The organism is Anaeromyxobacter sp. (assembly GCA_016718565.1).
Taxonomy (GTDB): Bacteria; Myxococcota; Myxococcia; order Myxococcales; family Anaeromyxobacteraceae; genus JADKCZ01.
The window spans coordinates 24,640-42,191 of sequence record JADKCZ010000003.1 but is presented as its reverse complement, the minus strand read 5'-3'; the positions used below and the strand labels follow the sequence as shown (position 1 = coordinate 42,191).

Sequence of the window (17,552 nt, the reverse complement as noted above, 5' to 3'; positions counted from 1 at the left end):
TCCTCCTAGCGCCAGCCGCCGGCGCGCGCGAAGGCCTGCGCCAGGGGCACCTCGTCGAGGTACACGCCGGCCTCGGCGCGAGCCGAGCCGAGCGCCTGCCAGGCCTCCTGCAGCGCGTCTCGGGGAGCGCCCCCGAGGGCGGCCACCACCAGGTCGGCCTGGTCGGCCGAGGGGGCGTCGAGCAGGCTGGCGGGCAGCAGCCCGGCGCGCCGGTACCGGGCCACGGCCTCCGGCGCCACCCCGAGCCAGGCCACCCGGGTGCCGGGTGGGGCGTGGGCCACCAGGGCCGGCAGCAGGGCGCGCACCGCCTCGCCCCCGTCCTGGCGCGGCCAGCCGAGCCCGGCCGCGCCGGGCGCGCCACCCACCAGCTCGCCCCAGGCCGAGGCGCCGTGCGGGAAGGCGAGCGCCGCGGCCCGCAGGCCGGGGTAGAGCGCGGCCAGCCCCAGGGCGGCGGCCAGCGCGGCCTGCCTGGAGGGCCAGGCCAGGCGGGCCAGCGCCTCCACCACCCGCGCGCCGAGGAGCGCCAGCACCGGCAGCGCGTGGACCAGCGGCGTGAGCCCAGGTCCCCGGGGCGCCAGCCCGGCGCCCGCCAGGGTGAGCGGCACCCCGGCCCCGAGCAGCCACAGGGCCTCCGTCCGCGCCACGCGCCCGTCGCCGGAGGCCATGGCGCGGAGCAACCGGACGGCGGCGTGGGCCAGCCCGAGGAGCGCCAGCAGCAGCAGGGGAGCCGGGACGGCGGCGGCGGCCAGCAGGAGCGGGTTCACCGGCAGCGGCGTTCCGGCGCCGTGGGCCAGGGGCAGGGCGGCCAGGGCCCGCGGCAGCGGGGCGCCCCAGAGCCACGGGTAGGCCAGGGCCGCCAGCGCCGGGCCGAGCAGGGCCGCCGCGCCCAGCGCGGTGGGCACGCGGCGGAGGCGGGCCGCCCAGCTCTCCACCGGCTCGTCGGCCGGCAGCTCCAGCGGGGCGGGGGCGCGGCGCGCCAGGCGCCACAGGTGGAGCCGGCCGAGCAGCCAGTGGGTGGCCAGCAGCGGCAGGAGCGTCCAGAGGTCGGGGCGGACCGCGGCGGCGGCGCCGGTGAGGACCCCGGTCCAGGTGCCGGCGCGGGTGCGGGCCAGCCGGGTGGGGGCGTCGAGGCTGCGCGCGGCGGAGGCCAGCGCGGCCAGCCAGAGGAGCGCGCCCGCCTGGTCGGGCGTTGCGAGCAGGGAGGCCGAGACCTGGCGCGGCCAGAGCAGCAGCAAGGCGGGCGCCAGCAGCGCGCCGGTGAGGCCGGCCAGGTCGAAGGCGGCCAGGGACAGGAGGGCCGCCAGCAGGGCGGTCACCACCACGGCGCCCAGCCGCGCGCCGCGCAGCGGCCCGAGCCCCAGCTGCTCCCCACCCTCGGCGGCGAAGCCGTGCAGCGCCTCGGCCAGGAGCGGCCGGCGCGCCCCTGCGGAGAGCGCCTCGAGGCCGCGCGCTGCCTCCGCGGGGGCTCGTGGCGCCCGCACCAGCAGCCCGGCCACCTGCCGGCCGTCGGCCAGGGTGCGCGCCTCGCCGGTCGGCACGCCCGGCGCCCCGGCCAGCCACGCTCCCGCGCCCAGCGCGACGAGGAGCCACCCTGCGGCGATGCGGCTGCGCCAGGTCATGGGAGCGCCAGCGCCTCCAGGCAGGCCGGGCGGGCCGGGGACCCGGCCGCGGTGAGCACCACCGAGAGGTCGTGGGACCGGCCGGCCAGCCGCGAGGTGTCGAGCCGGAAGGCCTGGCCCGGGTGCGCCGCGTCGAGCTCCAGCGCCCCCACCTCCTCGCCCGCGGCCTGCAGCGACACCCGCACCGGCGCGTCGCCGGGGCCGGGCAGCAGCACCACCCGCCCCGTCAGCGTCCTTCCGAGCGGCGTGGCGGGCAGGGCCAGCACCACGGCCTGGCCCGCCACGGTCTCCAGCACCAGGCAGCGGTGCGGTACGCCTCCGACGTCGAGGGTGACGAGGCGGGGGGGTGGGGTCGGGGTCGCGGTCGCGGTCGGGGTCGGGGTCGGGGTCGGGGTCGGGGTCGCGGTCGGGGTCGGGGTCGGGGTCGCGGTCGGGGTCGGGGTCGGGGTCGGGGTCGCGGTCGGGGTCGGGGTCGCGGTCGCCCCCAGCTCCACCGCCCGCTCCACCAGCGACGCCAGCGGGAGGACCGGCTCCGCCAGGTCGAAGCGGATCACCTCGAGCGCCCCCAGCGCCTGGGCGTCGGAGCGGACGGCGCGGCGTCCCAGCTCCACCTCGACCTCCCAGCCGGCCCGCGGCGCGCCGGACGCCGAGAGGAGCCAGACGCGGCGGACGCCGGGCAGGTCCTCGCCCACGAGGCGCGTCGGGGTGAGCACCACGAGGCCGGCTGGCGCCACCTCGCGGGCGCGCTCCAGCCAGGCGGGCGCCACCACCACCGCGTCGCCGGGGCGGGCGTCGCGGGCCAGGAGCGCTGCCGCGCCTCGCCAGGCGAGGCCGTCGGGCAGGCGCTCCGGCAGGCTGGCCTGGGCCACCAGCGCGGCCAGGCTGGCCCCCACCAGGCCGGCGGAGAGGGTGATGGCGAGGCCCCGCGCGCCGGACGGCCGGTTGGCCCAGGCCTGCCGCAGCCGCCGCCGGGCGGTCGCCACCCAGCCCGCCGCCTGGGCCGCCAGGAGGTCCCGCAGGTGGGCCAGCGCCCCGGCGAGCAGGCGGCCCGGCATCAGCCGACGGTCAGGACTTGGCGAGCTTCACCTTCCGCTCGCTCTTCTCGCGGCAGAAGGTGCAGAGGTCGGACTCGGGCGCGGCCGCGATGCCTTGCGACCAGGACGGGTGCATGGCGCAGCGGGCGTCGTAGCAGTGGTGCAGGTCCCAGAGGTGCCCGATGACGTGGATGGCCTCGCGCGCCAGGCGCTTCCTCCAGATCTCGATGGAGGCCTCGGTGACGCCGCGGGTCGGCAGCTTCGAGAGGGTGATGACCGAGCGCTGGCGCCCGTACTCGGCGAAGCCCCAGCAGGGCGGCTCGCCGAGCGGGCTGGCGGGCAGCGAGAGGGGCGCGTTCAGGAGGTAGAGCACCTTGTCGTCGGCCACCAGGCGGATGGGCTCCACCGCCTCGAGCAGCGCCAGCGCGTCCACCCGGCCGTCCTTGGCCGCCAGGCCGGCGGGCATGGCGCGGTCGCCGGCGTAGTCGGTGCCCAGGCCGAAGGTGGCCCAGAGGGTCTGCTTCAAGGCGGCGATGTCGGTCGGATCGACCTTGTCGAGGGTGACGAGCCGGATCACTTCTTCTTCCCTCCGCCCTTGGCGGGCGTCTTGGGGGCCGGCTTCTTCGGCGCCGGCGCGGCCTTCTTGGCCGGGGCCTTCGGCTTCTTGGCGGGGGCGACCTTGGCCGGCGCCTTCTTCGGCGCGGGCGGCGGGCTCGCGGCGGCCTTCACGGGCTTGGTCGCCTTGGCCGCCTTCTCCGGCGCGGCCTTGGCGGCCGGAGCAGGCTTGGGGGCCGGCGCAGGCTTTCCGACCGGGCCGGGCTTCGCGGCCGGCGCGGGCTTCATGGCCGGCGCAGGCCTGGCAGCCGGCGGGACCTTGGCGACCCTGGACGTCGCGGGGACGGGCTCCGGCCTGGCGGCCTTCTTCGGCGCAGTCGCAGGCGCGGGCGCCGGCACGGGCGCGGCAGCGGTCTCGCCACCCTCACCCTCGCCCTCGGCCCCCTCGGACTCCTCGCCGCCCTCGGCGCTCTCGCCCTCGGCGGCTGGCGTCTCCCCGCCCACGGCGCCCAGCCCGTCGATGCCCAGGTCGTCGAGCCCGAGCCCCTCCAGCCCGTCGCCCTCGTCGTCCACCACGAACCGCTTCCGCTTGGGCCGGTTGGGCATGAGGATGGGCTTGGGCGGCGGCTTCAGCTTGAAGACCACGCCCGCCGGCTTGATGAGGACGAAGTCGATGAAGTCCTCGGCCACGCCGGGCGGCACGTGGAGCGACACCGCCACCTCGCTCACCAGCAGGTGCCGGGAGTTGTCGTACTGCTCGCGCTCCTTGGCGGGCAGGGGGCGCAGGAGGGAGAGTGCGTGCAGCCCCTTCACCACCTCGGCCACGCCCAGCACGCCGCCACCCACCAGCCGATCGGCGTTGTCGCGGTGGCGCACCTTCCAGTCCAGCTCCGGGTCGTCGTGATCCGCCGCCAGGTAGTGGAAGACGCCCTCCATCAGCTCGCCGGAGGCCACCCGCCGCAGGCCCACCAGGGGGACCTTGCCCTTGGGGATCATGACGGCGGCGCCGTCCTCCTCGCGCCGCATCCGCACCAGCTCCAGCCGCTGGCCGGCGATCTCCTTCACCTCCACGCCGATCACGGCGCAGACGCCCTGGCTCGGGTAGACGAGGCGGTCGCCAGGCTTCAGCTCGGAGGCATCCTGGATGATGCCTTCGAGCGCGGAGAACTCTGCCTTCGGGTCGTCGGGGTGCCGCGGGGGGGAGCCTCTCACGCCGATGCGTGTACCACGGGGATCCGTCAAGGGAGAAGGGCGCCGGGGCTCACGCCGACCCTGCCCCCAGGGCCGCGCCCGGCGCCCGCCGGAGGACCGCGGGGAGGGTCACTAGCGGATGCGCCCCTGCCGGGATCCCGGCGGCCTGCGCTGGCGGGCGGGTGACCGGCGGCAGGGCGGCCGGCGGCAGGGCGGCCAGCGCCGCGTCGAGGCGCGGCAGCACCACCTCCTGCGTGTAGCGGATGAGGCTCTCGCCGACGATGGCCAGCGTGATGGCCCGCGGCACGGCGGCCAGGCCCCGCCGCCGCGCGGCCGCCAGCAGCCGCCAGAAGTGGGCCCGGCGCGGCCCGCGCAGGCCGATGCGCCAGACCGCCCGCGCCAGCGCCGTGGCCCCGTCCACGGCCGAGCCGTAGGCGGCGGCGCCGGGCCGGAAGGCCGTCAGCGCCAGGTGGCGGGCCGCGCGGGCGTAGTAGCCGTCGGCGTCGAAGAGCGCCGCCAGCAGGCGGCGGTAGCCGAGGAGCAGGGTCCGCTCGTCCATGGCCGGCTGGAAGTTGGGGCGGGCGAAGGCGTCCCCCGAGGCGGCCGTGTCCGGGCGGAGGCGGCCCTCCTGCTCCAGCCGGCGCCACAGCCTGGTGCCGGGGAGGGCGGTCAGCACCCCCACCATGGCGCGCGGGATGGGCAGGCTGGAGATGAACTCGAGCTGCCGCTCGAAGATGTCCGGCTGGTCGCTGTCGAAGCCCACGATGAAGCCGGCGAAGACCTCCAGCCCGGCCACGGTGAGGTCCTCGACGGCCCGCTCCTGCGGCATGCGCAGGTTCTGGGTCTTGCCGGCCTGGCCGAGGGCCTCGCGCGAGGGGGTCTCGATGCCCAGGAACACGGCGGAGAAGCCGGCCGCCACCATCCCGGCCACCAGCTCCGGGTGGGTCGCCAGGTCCACGCTGGCCTCGGTGAGGAACTCGAACGGGAAGCCGTGCTGCGCCTGCCAGGCCCGCAGCACCGGCAGCAGGCGGGCCACCTCGCGCCGGTTCCCCACGAAGTTGTCGTCCACGAAGAAGAGCGCGCCGCGGGCGCCGCGGGCGTACACCGCGTCGAGCTCGGCCACCACCTGGGCGGTGGTCTTGACGCGCGGGACGCTGCCGTAGAGCTCGACGATGTCGCAGAACTCGCAGTGGAAGGGGCAGCCGCGCGAGTACTGCAGCGCCTGGTTGGCGTAGCGCGTGACCTCCAGGAGATCGAAGCGGGGCACGCGCGCCAGGGCCAGGTCCGGCCGGTCGTCGCCCGCCGGCGAGAGCAGGCGCGGCGGCGAGGTCCCCGGCGCCTCCAGGGTCCGCACCAGGAGGTCGAGCCGCCCCTCCGCCTCGCCCAGGAAGAGGTGGTCGGCCAGGTCGAAGAGCCCCGGCGAGCCGGCCGCGGCCGGGCCGCCCACCACGGTGCGCCGCCCCGCGGCGCGGGCGCGGCGCAGCACCTCCTGCATCGAGTCGGCCTGGACCAGCATGCCGGAGAGCAGCACCACCTCCGACCAGGCCAGGTCGGCCTCGGTGAGCGGGGCCACGTTGAGGTCGCGCAGGCGCAAGTCCCAGCGCTCCGGCAGGTGGGCGGCCAGGGTAACCAGCCCCAGCGGCGGGAGCGTGGTGGCCTTCCCCACGAAGGGCAGGCTGTGCTCGTAGCTCCAGTAGGTGACGGGTGATCGCGGCTGGACCAGGAGGGCGCGCATGCCCTGGACCTGTCGGCGGTGCGTCACCGGGGGGTCACCGCGCCGACGCCGACTTGGGGCTGCGCGGAAATGGCGCGGCTGGGGGCGGCCGATCGGAGGCGCCCCGCGGCCGTCGGCTCCCTGGCAGACGCCGGCCCGGCCTACCTGGCCTGGGCCACTGCCCCGGCCACCGCGCCCGCCTCGGCCTCGACGCTCTTGAGCCGCCGCGCCGCCAGCTCCACGTACTGCGGATCCATCTCCAGCCCCAGGAACCGGCAGCCGGCCCGCACCGCGGCCACGCCGGTGGTGCCGGAGCCGCAGAAGGGATCGAGCACCAGGTCGCCGGGGGAGGCGCTGGCCGCCACCACCCGGTCGAGCAGCGCCACCGGCTTCTGGGTGGGGTGGCGCCCGTGGGCCTTCTCGCGCGGCGGCGGGGTGGGCAGGGGCCAGATGACCTGCTCGCCGCCCGGCACCGGCTGCTCGGTGATGGCCCACAGGTCGCGCATCTGCTTGCCGCCGTTCTCCTGCTTCATGGCCTTGTAGTTGAAGCGGTGCCCCAGCGGCTTCTGCTTCATGGGGCTGGCCCAGAGCAGGATCTCGGTGGAGTGCGTGAACATGCGGCACGCCAGGTTGGGCGAGGCGTTGGGCTTGTACCAGGTGACGGTGTTGAGCAGGTGGTACCCGAGCTCCTGCAGCGCGAAGCCGATGGAGAAGATGACGTGCTGCGTGCCCGAGACCCACAGGGTGCCGGAGGGCTTGAGGACCCGGCGCACCGCCCGCAGCCACTCGGTCTGGAAGGCGTGGTCGCCGGCCACGCCGCGCGAGACGTCCCACTGGCCCTTGTCCACCGAGACCCGCTTGCCGGACTGGCAGGTGGAGCCGCCGTTGGAGAGCATGTAGGGCGGGTCGGCGAAGCACAGGTCCACCGAGGCCGGCGGCAGCTTCTCCAGCGCCGCCAGGCAGTCGCCCTGCGCCAGCGCCCAGCCGGCGCCGCGTGCCGCGGTGCCAGGGAGCCGGTCCCACGGGTGAAGATCCAGTCTTCTCGCCATGGTGGGCCATGGTAGGGGCGATATCGATCCCGTCCATTTTTCGGCCGATGTGCGTCGCTTGGCCCCCCGACGCGCGCTAGAACGGCCGCGTGCCCCCACCCCTCGACAGCCCGGCCGTCAAGGCGGCGGCCCACCGCGCCGGCTTCCACGAGGTGGGGGTGGCGCGGGCGGCGCCGCTCGACCCCGGCCCGCTCGACCACGCGCTCGAGCGCGGCTACCAGGCCGAGATGGCCTGGCTCTCCACCCAGCGCGCCGAGCGGCTCGACCCGGCGCGGCTCCTGCCCGGGGTGCGGAGCGTGGTGGCGCTGGCGCTCTCCTACCGGAGCGCCGAGCGGGCGGAGCCGGGCCCGGGGGAGGGGCGGGTGGCCCGCTACGCCCGCGGCCGCGACTACCACGCGGTGCTGAAGAAGAAGCTGAAGGGGCTGGTGGCCGACCTGGCGGCCCAGGCGCCCGGGGCGCGCTTCTTCCCCAGCGCCGACGTGGCGCCGGTGATGGAGAAGGCCTGGGCCGAGCGGGCCGGCCTGGGCTGGGTGGGCAAGAACGGCTGCCTCATCACCCCCCGCCACGGCTCCTGGGTGCTGCTGGCCACCCTGCTCACCGACCTCGAGCTCGAGCCGGACGCGCCGGCCCGGGAGCGCTGCGGCACCTGCCAGGCCTGCCTGCCGGCCTGCCCCACCGGCGCCATCCCGGAGCCGGGCTACGTGGACGCGCGGCGCTGCCTCTCCTTCTGGACCATCGAGCGGCGCGGGCCGCTGCCGGACGCCATGATGGGGCGGCTCGGCGGCTGGGTCTTCGGCTGCGACGACTGCCAGGTGGCCTGCCCGTGGAACGCCGAGGTGCCGCCCTCGTCCGACCCGGAGCTCCTGCCGCGCGAGGGCCAGGCGGAGCCCCGCCTGGAGGAGCTGCTCCAGCTCACCCCCGCCGAGTACGCCCGCCGCTTCCACGGCACCGCGCTGGCGCGGGCCCGCCAGGACGGCCTGCAGCGCAACGCCGCCCTCCTGGCCGGCGAGTCGGGCGACGCCCGCTGGGCGCCGCTGCTCCGGCCGCTCCTCCAGAGCCCCCACGAGGGCGTCCGCGCCGCCGCGGCCTGGGCGCTCGAGCGGCTCGGCCGGGCCTGACCCGCCGGTCCCCGCCTCGCGGCCGCGCCGGTCGCGCCGGGCCCGCCGGTCGGGTGGGCGGCGCCGGTCGCCTCGGGCCCGTCCGGTGCGGTAGGTTGCGCCCCCCGTGAACGTGCAGCTCGTCATGTTCGTCCACTCGGTCATCGCGGCCGGGACCTACCTCGCCGCCAAGCGGGCGCTGGCCGAGCTCTCGCCCTTCGAGCTGGCGCTGGTCCGCTTCGGCCTCACCGGCCTCTTCTACGCGGCGCTCTGGTGGCGCAGCCGGGTGGTCATCCCGCGGCGCGACCTGTGGGGCCTGGCGCTGCTGGGCGTGGTGGCCATCCCGGTGAACCAGGGCTTCTTCCTCTACGGCCTGGCCCTCACCACGCCGGGCCACGGGGCCCTGCTCTACGCGCTCACCCCCATCTTCGTCTTCCTGCTGGCGCGCTGGCGGCTCGGCGAGCGCGCCACGCCGTGGAAGGTGGCGGGCATCCTCACCGCCTTCGCCGGCGTGGTGGTGGTGCTCCTGGGGCGCGGGGCGGTGGGCGCGGAGGGGGCCTGGCGCGGCCTCGTCGGCGACCTCTGCATCCTGCTGGCGGTGGTGGCCTGGGCCATCTTCGCGGTGGGCGGCAAGTTCTACGCCGAGCGGTACGGCGTGCGCGCCATGACCGGCGTGACCATCACCATCGGCACCCTGCTCTACCTGCCCTTCGGCCTGTGGCTCTCCGACGCCGCCAGCTTCACCCGGCTCTCGGCGGTGGGCTGGTGGAGCGTGCTCTACCTGGTGTTCCTCACCTCCATCGCCGCCTACCTCATCTACTACTGGGCGCTCGGCAAGACGGAGGCCAGCCGGGTGGCCATCTGGTCCAACACCCAGCCGGTGCTCACCGCGGCCCTGGCCTTCGCCCTCTACGGCGAGCCGGTGACCGGCGCCTTCGTGGTGGGCGGGGCCATGGTGCTGGCCGGCGTGGTGGCGACGCAGCGGGGCTGAGCCGCGGCGTTGTGGCCGACCCGCGCCGCCGCTAAGGTCCGGTCTCCGATGACGCCCACCGAGCGACTGGAGTCCGCCCGCAGCGCCCTGGCCGTGGGCCCGCTCCAGGCCCGCGCCCTGCTGCGCGCCACCGGGCGGGACGCCCACGACTACCTGCACCGCATGTGCACCCAGGTGGTGAACGGCCTGGCCCCCGGCCGGACCACCTACGCCTGCTTCCTCACCGCCAAGGGCCACCTGCTCGGCGAGGGCCACCTGCTCGGCCTGGAGGACGGGGTGCTCCTCGACCTCGACCCGCGCTCGCTGGCCGAGACCAAGGGGCTCCTGGAGAAGTTCGTCATCATGGACGAGGTGGTCTTCGAGGACCTCTCGGAGACCCACGCGGTGGTGCCGCTCACGGGTGGGGCGCTGGCGGCCGGGCCAGGTGGCGAGCCGGCCGTGGCCCTGGCGGCCGCGGTGGCCACCCTGGGCGTCTGGGCCCACCAGAACGGCCGGCGCGGCGCGCCCGGGCTCGACCTGGTGGCGCCCCTGGCGGTGGCGGAGCGGCTCCGCGCGGCGCTGCTGGCCGCCGGCGCGGCGGCGCTCGACGAGCAGGACCTGGAGATCCTGCGGGTGGAGGGCGGCTTCGCCCGCTTCGGCCAGGACATGGACGGCAGCCGGCTCCCCATGGAGGCCGGGCTGACGCGCGCCGGCATCGCCTTCGACAAGGGCTGCTACATCGGGCAGGAGGTGGTGCTGCGGGCCACCCAGCGCGGGCAGATCCAGAAGGGGCTGGTGCAGCTCGCGCTGCCGGCGGCGGCGGGGCCGGGCTCGCCGCTCTCGGTGGGCGGCGTCGAGGTGGGCGCGGTGACCAGCGCCGTGGACGCGCCCTCCGGGCGGCTCGGGCTCGGCTACCTGCGGCGGGCCCACTGGGCCGAGGGCACGCGGGTGGCGACGGCCGGCGGCGAGGCGGTGGTGCGGCGCCTGCTGGTCACCGAGCCGGAGCAGAAGGCCGGGGTCTAGGCCTCGGCGACGGGCCGCTCCGGCCCCGCCACCCGGTCCACGCCGTCGCGCCGCGAGGCGACCACCTCGCGGCGCACCTCCTCGATCTCCTTCTTCAGCTCCTCGCGGGTGGCGCGCAGCTCGTTGCGCACGTCGGCGAAGGTGTAGCGCAGCTCCTCGGGGGAGACGCCCAGGACCCGGCGCCGCACCTGGTCCAGCAGGGTGGCGAGGAGCCCCACGGTCACCCCTTCTTCCTGAGCGGGCAGGCGGCGATGGCCGAGTTGGGGTCGACGGCGTCCCCGCCCTCGACGATCTGCGAGATGGTGCCGTCCTGGGCCACCACGAAGTTGGCGCGGTTGGCCACGCCCACCAGCGGCATGGTGCCCGAGTAGAGCTTGGCCACCTTGCCGTCGGCGTCGGAGAGCAGGGTGTAGGGGAGCTTGAACTCGGCCTTGAACTTCTTCTGGGTCTCGACGGTGTCGGTGGAGACGCCGAAGACGCGGGCGCCCTTCTGCTCCACCTCGGCGTACTTGTCGCGGAAGTTGGAGTTCTGCTTGTTGCAGCCGGGGGTGAAGGCCTTCGGGTAGAAGGCCAGGATCACCGGTCCGGCCTTGAGGGCGGCGGAGAGCGAGACGGGCGCGCCGTCCTGGTCCGGCAGGGTGAAGTCGGGGGCCTTGTCGCCCACCTTGAGGGAGGTGGCGCCGAGGAGCATCGCGAGGAGGGGAGCGGTCATGGGCGCTCACCTAGCCCGCGCCCCGGGGCGCGGCAAGCCGCTTCGGGGTGCCAGGCTGGTTGCCGCGCCCTGGATGGGGCGCCCGGGCCGGCGGGGGAAGACCGGCGTCCGGCGGCCCCGGTGGGCCGCGGCCGGCGGGCCGCTCAGTCGCGCAGCCGCTCGTAGCGCGCCACCAGCAGCGCGATCTCGTCGCGGTGCCAGAAGCCGCACTGGTCCGGCAGCTCGGCCAGGGTGCGGGCCGCGAAGCCGGAGACCGGCGCGCCGGGCGCGGGCTCGCCGCCCGTCACCGCGCCGGCGTAGACCAGCGCCAGGTGCTGCTGCCCGCCCACCACCGCGGCGCGGCTGCCCACCACCACCAGGCCGGAGAGCTCCAGCCCCAGCTGCGCCTTCACCAGCGCCGCCGCCTTCTCGCCCGGCTGCTCGCCCTCCTCGAGCACGGCCGAGGGGAGCCACCAGCGCCCCAGCGCGGCCTGCCCGTGGTAGCCGCCGATCACCTCGGCCACCACCACCCGGCGCAGCTCCAGGGCCACCGGGATGACGTCGATCCGGACGATCACGCCTCGTGCCTCCCGCGGGCGTTGACCCTGGCCACGAAGGCCTCCACCGCCTGCAGCGTGTGGGCGGTGGTGAGCGGCGCCGGCCGCGCCACCAGGCGCGTGAAGCCGCTGGCCCGGTCGGCCGCCAGGGCCAGCACCCGGCCCGGCTGCGGCACCTGGCGGGCCAGCGCCACCGCCGCCTCCACGGTGGGCGCCGCCAGCGCCGCGGTGGCGCGCACCAGGGCGCCCAGCCGGCGCAGCGCCGCGACGGCGCCCCCGGGATCGTCCTCCAGCTCCAGCACCAGGTCGGCGCCGGTGGCCGCCTCCTCGAGGTCGGGGGTGAAGAGGATGCCGTCCAGGATGCGCTGCCGGTCGGAGCGGGTCAGCAGCCCGCGCTCGATGGCCAGGTCCACCCGGAAGCGGGTGGCGTCGAAGGCCAGGTCGAGCGCGGCGGGCTCCGGGTGGTGGAGCCGGACCGCGCAGCCGGCCAGCGCCGCCAGGATGGCGCCCGCGCCGGCCGCCTCGCTCGTGCCCAGGACCGCCACCGTCTCGATAGCCTGCATCGGCCTCCCGCTCCCGGGAGGTGATGTAGCCGCCCGGCCCGGGGGCTGGCAAGGCGTGTCGCAGCCCCAGCCTCCCCCTTGCGCATCTCCCGGCCTCTGGGAAGATCCCCGGGTACCCGGCGGTTTTCCGGGAAAGGGAGTTCAGACCATGCCCACCGCCACCCGACGCCTCACCCTCGCCGCCGCCTTCGCCGCGGTCCTCGTCGTCGGCCTGGCTGGCTGCGGGGGCGACACCTGCCCCACCGAGAACCCGAAGCTCTCCGGGGGGGCGGCCGGCGTGCCGGTCTGCACCGGCGGCACCGCCGTGCAGGCGGGCGCCACGGTGACGGTCAACCTGCGCATCTGCCCCACCTGCAACCAGACCGCCGACGTCTGCACGGTGACGCTGCCCCAGGGCGACAACATCATCCAGCTCGACCCGCTGGTGCAGGCCTGCACCTCGTCCGCCAGCTGCCCGAACCCCTTCTGCACCTTGGCGCCGCTGGGCTGCACCTTCACCGCGCCCGCCGCCGGCAACTACCAGCTCTTGGTGAACGACCCGGACACCGGGGTCGTGCAGCAGCCCTTCCAGGTGGTGGCGAGCGGCGGCGCGACCAGCTGCAGCGGCTGACCCGGGGCGCCGCTCCGCCTGCGGCCTCCCCGCTCAGGCCCGCCGCGGCAGCCCGCCCCGCAGGGCGCGCAGCCGGGCCACCCGCTCCTCGATGGGCGGGTGGGTCGAGAAGAGCGACATCAGCCTGGCCGTCCCGCCGCGCAGCGGGTTCACGATGAAGAGGTGCGCCGTGGCCGGGTTGGCCCGCTCGGAGGGCACGAGGTCGTTGCCGCGCTCCAGCGCCAGCAGCGCCTGCGCCAGCGGCTCGGGGTCGCCCATCAAGGCCGCCCCGGTGGCGTCGGCGCCGTACTCCCGCGAGCGCGACACCGCCAGCTGCAGCACCAGCGCCACGATGGGCGCCAGGATGGCCCAGCCGAGCAGCTCCAGGGCGCCCGGGCCGCCGCCCCGCTCGCCGCGCCCGCCGGAGAGGACCGACCCCCAGCGGATCAGGTAGCCCAGCGAGCTGATCAGGCCGGCCATCATGGCGGCCACGGTGGCGATGAGGATGTCGCGGTTCAGCACGTGGGCCAGCTCGTGGGCCAGCACGCCCTCGAGCTGCCGGCGGTCGAGCAGCCGCAGGATCCCCTCGGTGACCGCCACGGCGGCGTGCTCGGGGTCGCGCCCGGTGGCGAACGCGTTGGGCGAGGCGGAGGGGATGACGTAGAGCCTCGGCATGGGCATCCCGGCGCGACGGGTGAGCCGCTCCACGCTGGCGTACAGCTCGGGCGCCTCCACGGCCGTCACCGCCCGGGCGCCGTTCATCAGGAGCGCCAGCTTGTCGCTGAACCAGTAGGAGACGAAGTTGAAGACCAGGCCGAGCCCGCCGAACAGGAGCAGCCCGCGCGGCCCGCCCACCGCCATGCCGCCCAGGGCCAGCAGGGCCACCAGGCCGGCCATGAGCACGGCCGTGCGGGCGTAGTTGCGGCCGACGCCGGGCAGGTGCGGCGCGCCCGGGGCGCCGGGCGGCGGGGCCGGGTTGTGCTTGACGCGGCTGGTGTCGAAGGGCATGTCGCCGTTCTAACCACTTGCCCGGCCAGGTCAATCCCCTGGCCGGTTCCTCGCCGGCGCCGGGCCTCCGTGGTAAAGCGAAACCGGTCGATATCGCGGGGTTGGGAGCCAGATGGCGAAGAAGGCGGCGGCGGCGGGGAAGGGGCCGGTGAAGGCCGAAAGGCAGCTCTCACTCATGGAGGTGGCGCCCGAGCCGGCGCCGCCCAGGCGGGGCGCGGCGCGCCAGGCGCCGGCCACGGTGGGCCGCGCCGGGGCCACGCGACCGGTGGCCGACCCGCCGCGGGCAGCCGGGCGCCGCGGCCGGACGCCGCCGCCCGAGCCCGAGCTGCCGACGGTGGCCGCGGCCGCCCCCGTGGCCGCCGAGGCGGAGGAGGGCCCCCGCGCCGGCCGCACGCCGCGCCGCCGCGCCACCGCCGAGCAGATGGCGACCAAGCAGCGCGAGATCTCCATCTCCGAGTTCTTCACCAAGAACCGGCACCTGCTCGGCTTCGACAACCCCTCCAAGGCGCTGCTCACCACCATCAAGGAGGCGGTGGACAACTCGCTCGACGCCTGCGAGGAGGCCGGCATCCTGCCCGAGCTGACCATCGAGGTGCGCGACCTGGGCCTCGACGCCAGGGGCGAGGGCGACCTCACCAAGGGTGAGGGGCGCTTCGTGGTGGTGGTGGAGGACAACGGCCCCGGCATCGTCAAGGCCCAGGTCCCCAAGATCTTCGGCAAGCTGCTCTACGGCTCCAAGTTCCACCGGCTCAAGCAGTCGCGCGGCCAGCAGGGCATCGGCATCTCGGCGGCGGCCATGTACGGCCAGCTCACCACCGGGCGGCCCATCCGCGTCACCTCGCGCACCGCCAAGGGGAAGCCGGCCCACCAGTTCGAGATCCAGATCGACACCCGCAAGAACAACCCCACCGTGGTGGCCGACGAGGAGCTGGGGGACTGGCACCAGGAGCACGGCACCCGGGTCGAGCTGGAGATCGTGGCCGACTGGCGCACCGGCCAGCGCTTCGTCAACCGCTACGTCGAGCACACCGCGCTGGCCAACCCGCACGCCACCGTCCACTACCTGCGCCCCCGCCAGGCCCGGCTCTCCTTCCCGCGCGCCACCGACGAGCTGCCGCGCGAGGCGCTGGAGATCAAGCCGCACCCGCACGGCGTGGAGCTGGGCGCCCTGATGCTGCTGGCCGCGGAGTCCAAGAGCCACGACCTGAAGGGCTTCCTGCAGACCGCCTTCAGCCGGGTCTCGCCGCCGGTGGCGGGGGAGATCCTGAGGAACGCCGGCCTGAAGGAGCGGCTGCGCCCGCGGGCCGTCGGCGAGGACCGGGCCCTGGCCGAGAAGCTGCACAAGGGCATCCTGGCCACCCGCATCATGGCGCCGTCCACCGGCTGCCTCAGCCCCATCGGCGACGAGCTGATGCGGCGCGGCCTGGTCTCCTTCCTCTCGGTCATCGAGACCGAGGGGCCGGACGACCAGGGCGACGGCCAGCTGGACCTCGACTCGGCCTCCAAGAAGCGGCCGGGCAAGGGCCGGGGCAAGGGCGCCGGGGCCGAGGCCCCGCCCCCCGTCCCCGAGGCCACCGCCGAGGAGGGGGTCGAGAAGATCAAGGGGCACAACTACTTCATCGCCACGGTGACGCGGCCGCCCAAGGTGTACCGGGGCAACCCGTTCCAGGTGGAGGTGGGGCTGGCCTACGGCGGCTCCTGGCCGGCCGACAAGACCATCGAGCTCTTCCGCTTCGCCAACCGGGTGCCGCTGCTCTTCCAGCGCGCCGCCTGCGGCACCACCGACGCCATCGTCAAGACCGACTGGCGCAACTACATGCTGAGCCAGCCCAAGGGGTCGCTGCCGGTGGGGCCCATGGCGCTCTTGGTGCACATCGCCTCGGTGTGGGTGCCCTTCACCAGCGAGGCCAAGGAGGCGCTGGCCCACTACCCGGAGATCATCCGGGAGATCCAGCTGGCCGCGCAGGAGTGCGGTCGCAAGCTGGCCACCTTCATCCGCAAGCGCCAGCACGCCGACTACCAGGCCCAGCGCCGCTCCATCTTCGAGCTCTACATCGAGGAGGTGGCCAACTCGATCGGCAAGATCACCGGCAAGAGCCCGGCCCCCATCAAGCGGGAGTTCCTGGGGCTGGCCAACAAGGTGACCGAGGCCGAGCTGGCCGAGCAGGACGCGCAGCTCGAGGAGCAGTCCACGAAGCTCACCAAGCGGCCGCGTCGGGCCGAGGAAGAGGCGGAGTAGGCCATGGCGCGCCTGGACGCGAGGGACAAGAGGACGGTCGAGAAGATCGAGCGGCTGGCCGAGTCGGTGCTCAAGGCCGTCAAGGGCGGCAAGAACCCCTTCCTGGAGATCCCCGTCCGCTCGCTGGCGAACGTGGAGTTCAACAAGAAGAAGCGGCTCATCGAGCTGGGGACCCAGAAGCAGAAGCGCTACTTCTTCAACGTCTCGATGGCCAAGAAGTTCATGCAGACCTTCCTGGTGTCGGAGGCCTGCAAGGAGCTGATCGAGTCCAAGAAGACCACCAGCATCCGCGACCTCTACTACATGACGAAGCACGGCCTCGGGGAGACCAAGCAGAACACCTTCGAGGAGCAGGAGGAGTCGGACCCCATCATCGAGGACCTGGAGGTCTCCATCGACTCCCTGCGCGAGGAGCTGCACCTCTTCGCCACCGGGCGCGGCTCCATGGTCGGGCCCATCACGGTGCGGGACTCCGGCGACAGCATCGACCTCAGGCGCATGGGCTCGGGGGGCTGGTCGGTCCCGTCCATCGTCGAGGACCACGTCGTCCAGTTCACCAAGAGCGAGGCCAAGTACGTCCTGCTCATCGAGAAGGACGCCGTCTGGAAGCGCTTCAACGAGGACAAGTTCTGGCAGCGGGAGAAGTGCGTCATCGTCACCGGCCAGGGCCAGCCGCCCCGGGGCGTGCGCCGCATGGTGCAGCGGCTGCACACCGAGCTCGGCCTGCCGGTCTACGTGCTCGTGGACAACGATCCCTGGGGCTTCTACATCTACTCGGTGCTGAAGCAGGGCTCCATCAACCTGGCCTACGAGTCGATGCGCATGGCCGTCCCGGCGGCGCGCTTCGTGGGGCTCTCCAGCTTCGACAAGACCACCTTCAAGCTGCCGTCCAACGTCTCCATCCCGATGAACGATCAGGACCAGTCGCGCGCCAAGCAGATGCTGGCCTACCCCTGGTTCAAGGACGCCCGCTGGCAGCGGGAGATCCAGGAGATGGCCGACTCGGGCCAGAAGTACGAGCTGGAGGCCCTCTCCCGGCGGGGCATCAGCTTCATCACCGAGGAGTACCTGCCGAAGAAGCTGCGCGACAAGGACTGGCTGGAGTAGAGTCCGCCGCCCTTTTCGAAGGACCCCCACCCGTGACCATCAAGGAGAGAACGACATGGCCGCACTGAAGAGCAACCGCACCAAGCGGAAGGCGTCGAACCGCAGCAAGCCCAAGCGCGCCCAGGTGAAGCGCAAGCGCACGCTGTCGATCAAGCGGAAGCGCCGGGCCAAGAAGGCGGGGTAGTACTGGCGCGGCTTTAGCCGCGCCCGAAGCCGGAGCCAGGATCCCGCCCTTTCAGCTGTGGGGGGGGCGGCTGCCGGGTAGATGGATCAGCCAGACGGCCGCCTCCTGGTTCGGGGGCGGCCGTTCTTGCGTGTTCGGGCGGGATTGGGCGACGTGAATGGGCGCGGCTGAAGCCGCGCCGGATGGGGGCGGCCGTTTCTGCGTGTTCGGGCCTTGGTTTCTGCTTGCCCGGCTGGGCGGGATCGGGCGGCGTGAATGGGCGCCGCTGAAGCGGCGCCGGTTGGGGGGCTGGTTGGCGGCCGGTTCTTCGTGCCCGACTGGGCGGGATCGGCTGCCGTGAATGGGCGCGGCTGAAGCCGCGC

At 75.0% G+C, this 17,552-nt stretch carries 17 protein-coding genes; 6 read left to right on the top strand and 11 right to left on the bottom strand.

Annotation, left to right across the window (positions count from 1 at the left end; all coding sequences use genetic code 11):
* Positions 1–5: 5 nt before the first annotated feature.
* The 6 genes from IPO09_10370 to IPO09_10345 form a co-directional block, all read right to left on the bottom strand.
* A complete protein-coding gene (locus IPO09_10370; protein MBK9517740.1) occupies positions 6–1,619 on the bottom strand; it encodes a hypothetical protein in 1,614 nt (537 codons plus the stop codon).
* Positions 1,616–2,674 carry a hypothetical protein gene (locus IPO09_10365; GenBank protein MBK9517739.1) on the bottom strand — a complete coding sequence of 353 codons (1,059 nt, stop codon included), beginning with the start codon at positions 2,672–2,674 and terminating at the stop codon, positions 1,616–1,618. The genes IPO09_10370 and IPO09_10365 overlap by 4 nt, the downstream gene beginning before the upstream one ends.
* Before the next feature lie 10 nt (positions 2,675–2,684).
* The gene (locus tag IPO09_10360; GenBank protein MBK9517738.1) at positions 2,685–3,230 is read right to left on the bottom strand and encodes a hypothetical protein; all 546 of its coding nucleotides are present in this window, start codon (positions 3,228–3,230) and stop codon (positions 2,685–2,687) included.
* Entirely contained in the window at positions 3,227–4,420 is a 1,194-nt protein-coding gene (locus IPO09_10355) for a CarD family transcriptional regulator (GenBank protein ID MBK9517737.1), read from the bottom strand. The genes IPO09_10360 and IPO09_10355 overlap by 4 nt, the downstream gene beginning before the upstream one ends.
* 49 nt (positions 4,421–4,469) lie before the next feature.
* On the bottom strand, positions 4,470–6,134 hold the full coding sequence (locus IPO09_10350; GenBank protein ID MBK9517736.1) for a B12-binding domain-containing radical SAM protein: 1,665 nt from the start codon (positions 6,132–6,134) through the stop codon (positions 4,470–4,472).
* A 140-nt stretch (positions 6,135–6,274) separates the two neighbouring features.
* Positions 6,275–7,162 (bottom strand): site-specific DNA-methyltransferase, encoded by an 888-nt coding sequence (locus tag IPO09_10345; protein MBK9517735.1) that lies wholly within the window; start codon positions 7,160–7,162, stop codon positions 6,275–6,277.
* An 89-nt stretch (positions 7,163–7,251) separates the two neighbouring features.
* Between IPO09_10345 and queG the strand changes: the two genes are divergently transcribed.
* The 3 genes from queG to IPO09_10330 all read left to right on the top strand — a co-directional run bounded on the left by queG (position 7,252) and on the right by IPO09_10330 (position 10,252).
* Positions 7,252–8,280 carry a tRNA epoxyqueuosine(34) reductase QueG gene (queG, locus tag IPO09_10340; protein MBK9517734.1) on the top strand — a complete coding sequence of 343 codons (1,029 nt, stop codon included), beginning with the start codon at positions 7,252–7,254 and terminating at the stop codon, positions 8,278–8,280.
* Between the two features lie 124 nt (positions 8,281–8,404).
* Complete coding sequence (locus tag IPO09_10335) at positions 8,405–9,250, top strand: DMT family transporter (GenBank protein MBK9517733.1); 846 nt, start codon at positions 8,405–8,407, stop codon at positions 9,248–9,250.
* 48 nt (positions 9,251–9,298) lie between these two features.
* On the top strand, positions 9,299–10,252 hold the full coding sequence (locus tag IPO09_10330; protein MBK9517732.1) for a folate-binding protein: 954 nt from the start codon (positions 9,299–9,301) through the stop codon (positions 10,250–10,252).
* Here the strand turns inward: IPO09_10330 and IPO09_10325 are convergent.
* The 4 genes from IPO09_10325 to IPO09_10310 all read right to left on the bottom strand — a co-directional run bounded on the left by IPO09_10325 (position 10,249) and on the right by IPO09_10310 (position 12,063).
* Positions 10,249–10,470, bottom strand: coding sequence for a hypothetical protein (locus tag IPO09_10325; protein MBK9517731.1), 222 nt, complete (start codon positions 10,468–10,470; stop codon positions 10,249–10,251). The genes IPO09_10330 and IPO09_10325 overlap by 4 nt on opposite strands.
* 2 nt (positions 10,471–10,472) lie before the next feature.
* A complete protein-coding gene (locus tag IPO09_10320) occupies positions 10,473–10,964 on the bottom strand; it encodes a peroxiredoxin (protein ID MBK9517730.1) in 492 nt (163 codons plus the stop codon).
* A gap of 143 nt (positions 10,965–11,107) precedes the next feature.
* Positions 11,108–11,521: a hypothetical protein gene (locus IPO09_10315; protein ID MBK9517729.1), complete on the bottom strand. Its 414-nt coding sequence runs from the start codon at positions 11,519–11,521 to the stop codon at positions 11,108–11,110.
* Positions 11,518–12,063, bottom strand: coding sequence for a hypothetical protein (locus IPO09_10310; GenBank protein ID MBK9517728.1), 546 nt, complete (start codon positions 12,061–12,063; stop codon positions 11,518–11,520). The genes IPO09_10315 and IPO09_10310 overlap by 4 nt, the downstream gene beginning before the upstream one ends.
* 148 nt (positions 12,064–12,211) lie before the next feature.
* Here IPO09_10310 and IPO09_10305 point away from each other — a divergent pair, with 148 nt between their 5' ends.
* The gene (locus IPO09_10305) at positions 12,212–12,673 is read left to right on the top strand and encodes a hypothetical protein (protein MBK9517727.1); all 462 of its coding nucleotides are present in this window, start codon (positions 12,212–12,214) and stop codon (positions 12,671–12,673) included.
* Between the two features lie 33 nt (positions 12,674–12,706).
* On the opposite strand, the gene IPO09_10300 is transcribed toward IPO09_10305, so the two are convergent.
* On the bottom strand, positions 12,707–13,660 hold the full coding sequence (locus IPO09_10300) for a zinc metalloprotease HtpX (GenBank protein MBK9517726.1): 954 nt from the start codon (positions 13,658–13,660) through the stop codon (positions 12,707–12,709).
* A gap of 112 nt (positions 13,661–13,772) precedes the next feature.
* Here IPO09_10300 and IPO09_10295 point away from each other — a divergent pair, with 112 nt between their 5' ends.
* Positions 13,773–15,899 (top strand): DNA topoisomerase VI subunit B, encoded by a 2,127-nt coding sequence (locus tag IPO09_10295; protein ID MBK9517725.1) that lies wholly within the window; start codon positions 13,773–13,775, stop codon positions 15,897–15,899.
* Between the two features lie 3 nt (positions 15,900–15,902).
* Positions 15,903–17,006 carry a DNA topoisomerase IV subunit A gene (locus tag IPO09_10290; protein ID MBK9517724.1) on the top strand — a complete coding sequence of 368 codons (1,104 nt, stop codon included), beginning with the start codon at positions 15,903–15,905 and terminating at the stop codon, positions 17,004–17,006.
* Positions 17,007–17,552 lie beyond the last annotated feature (546 nt).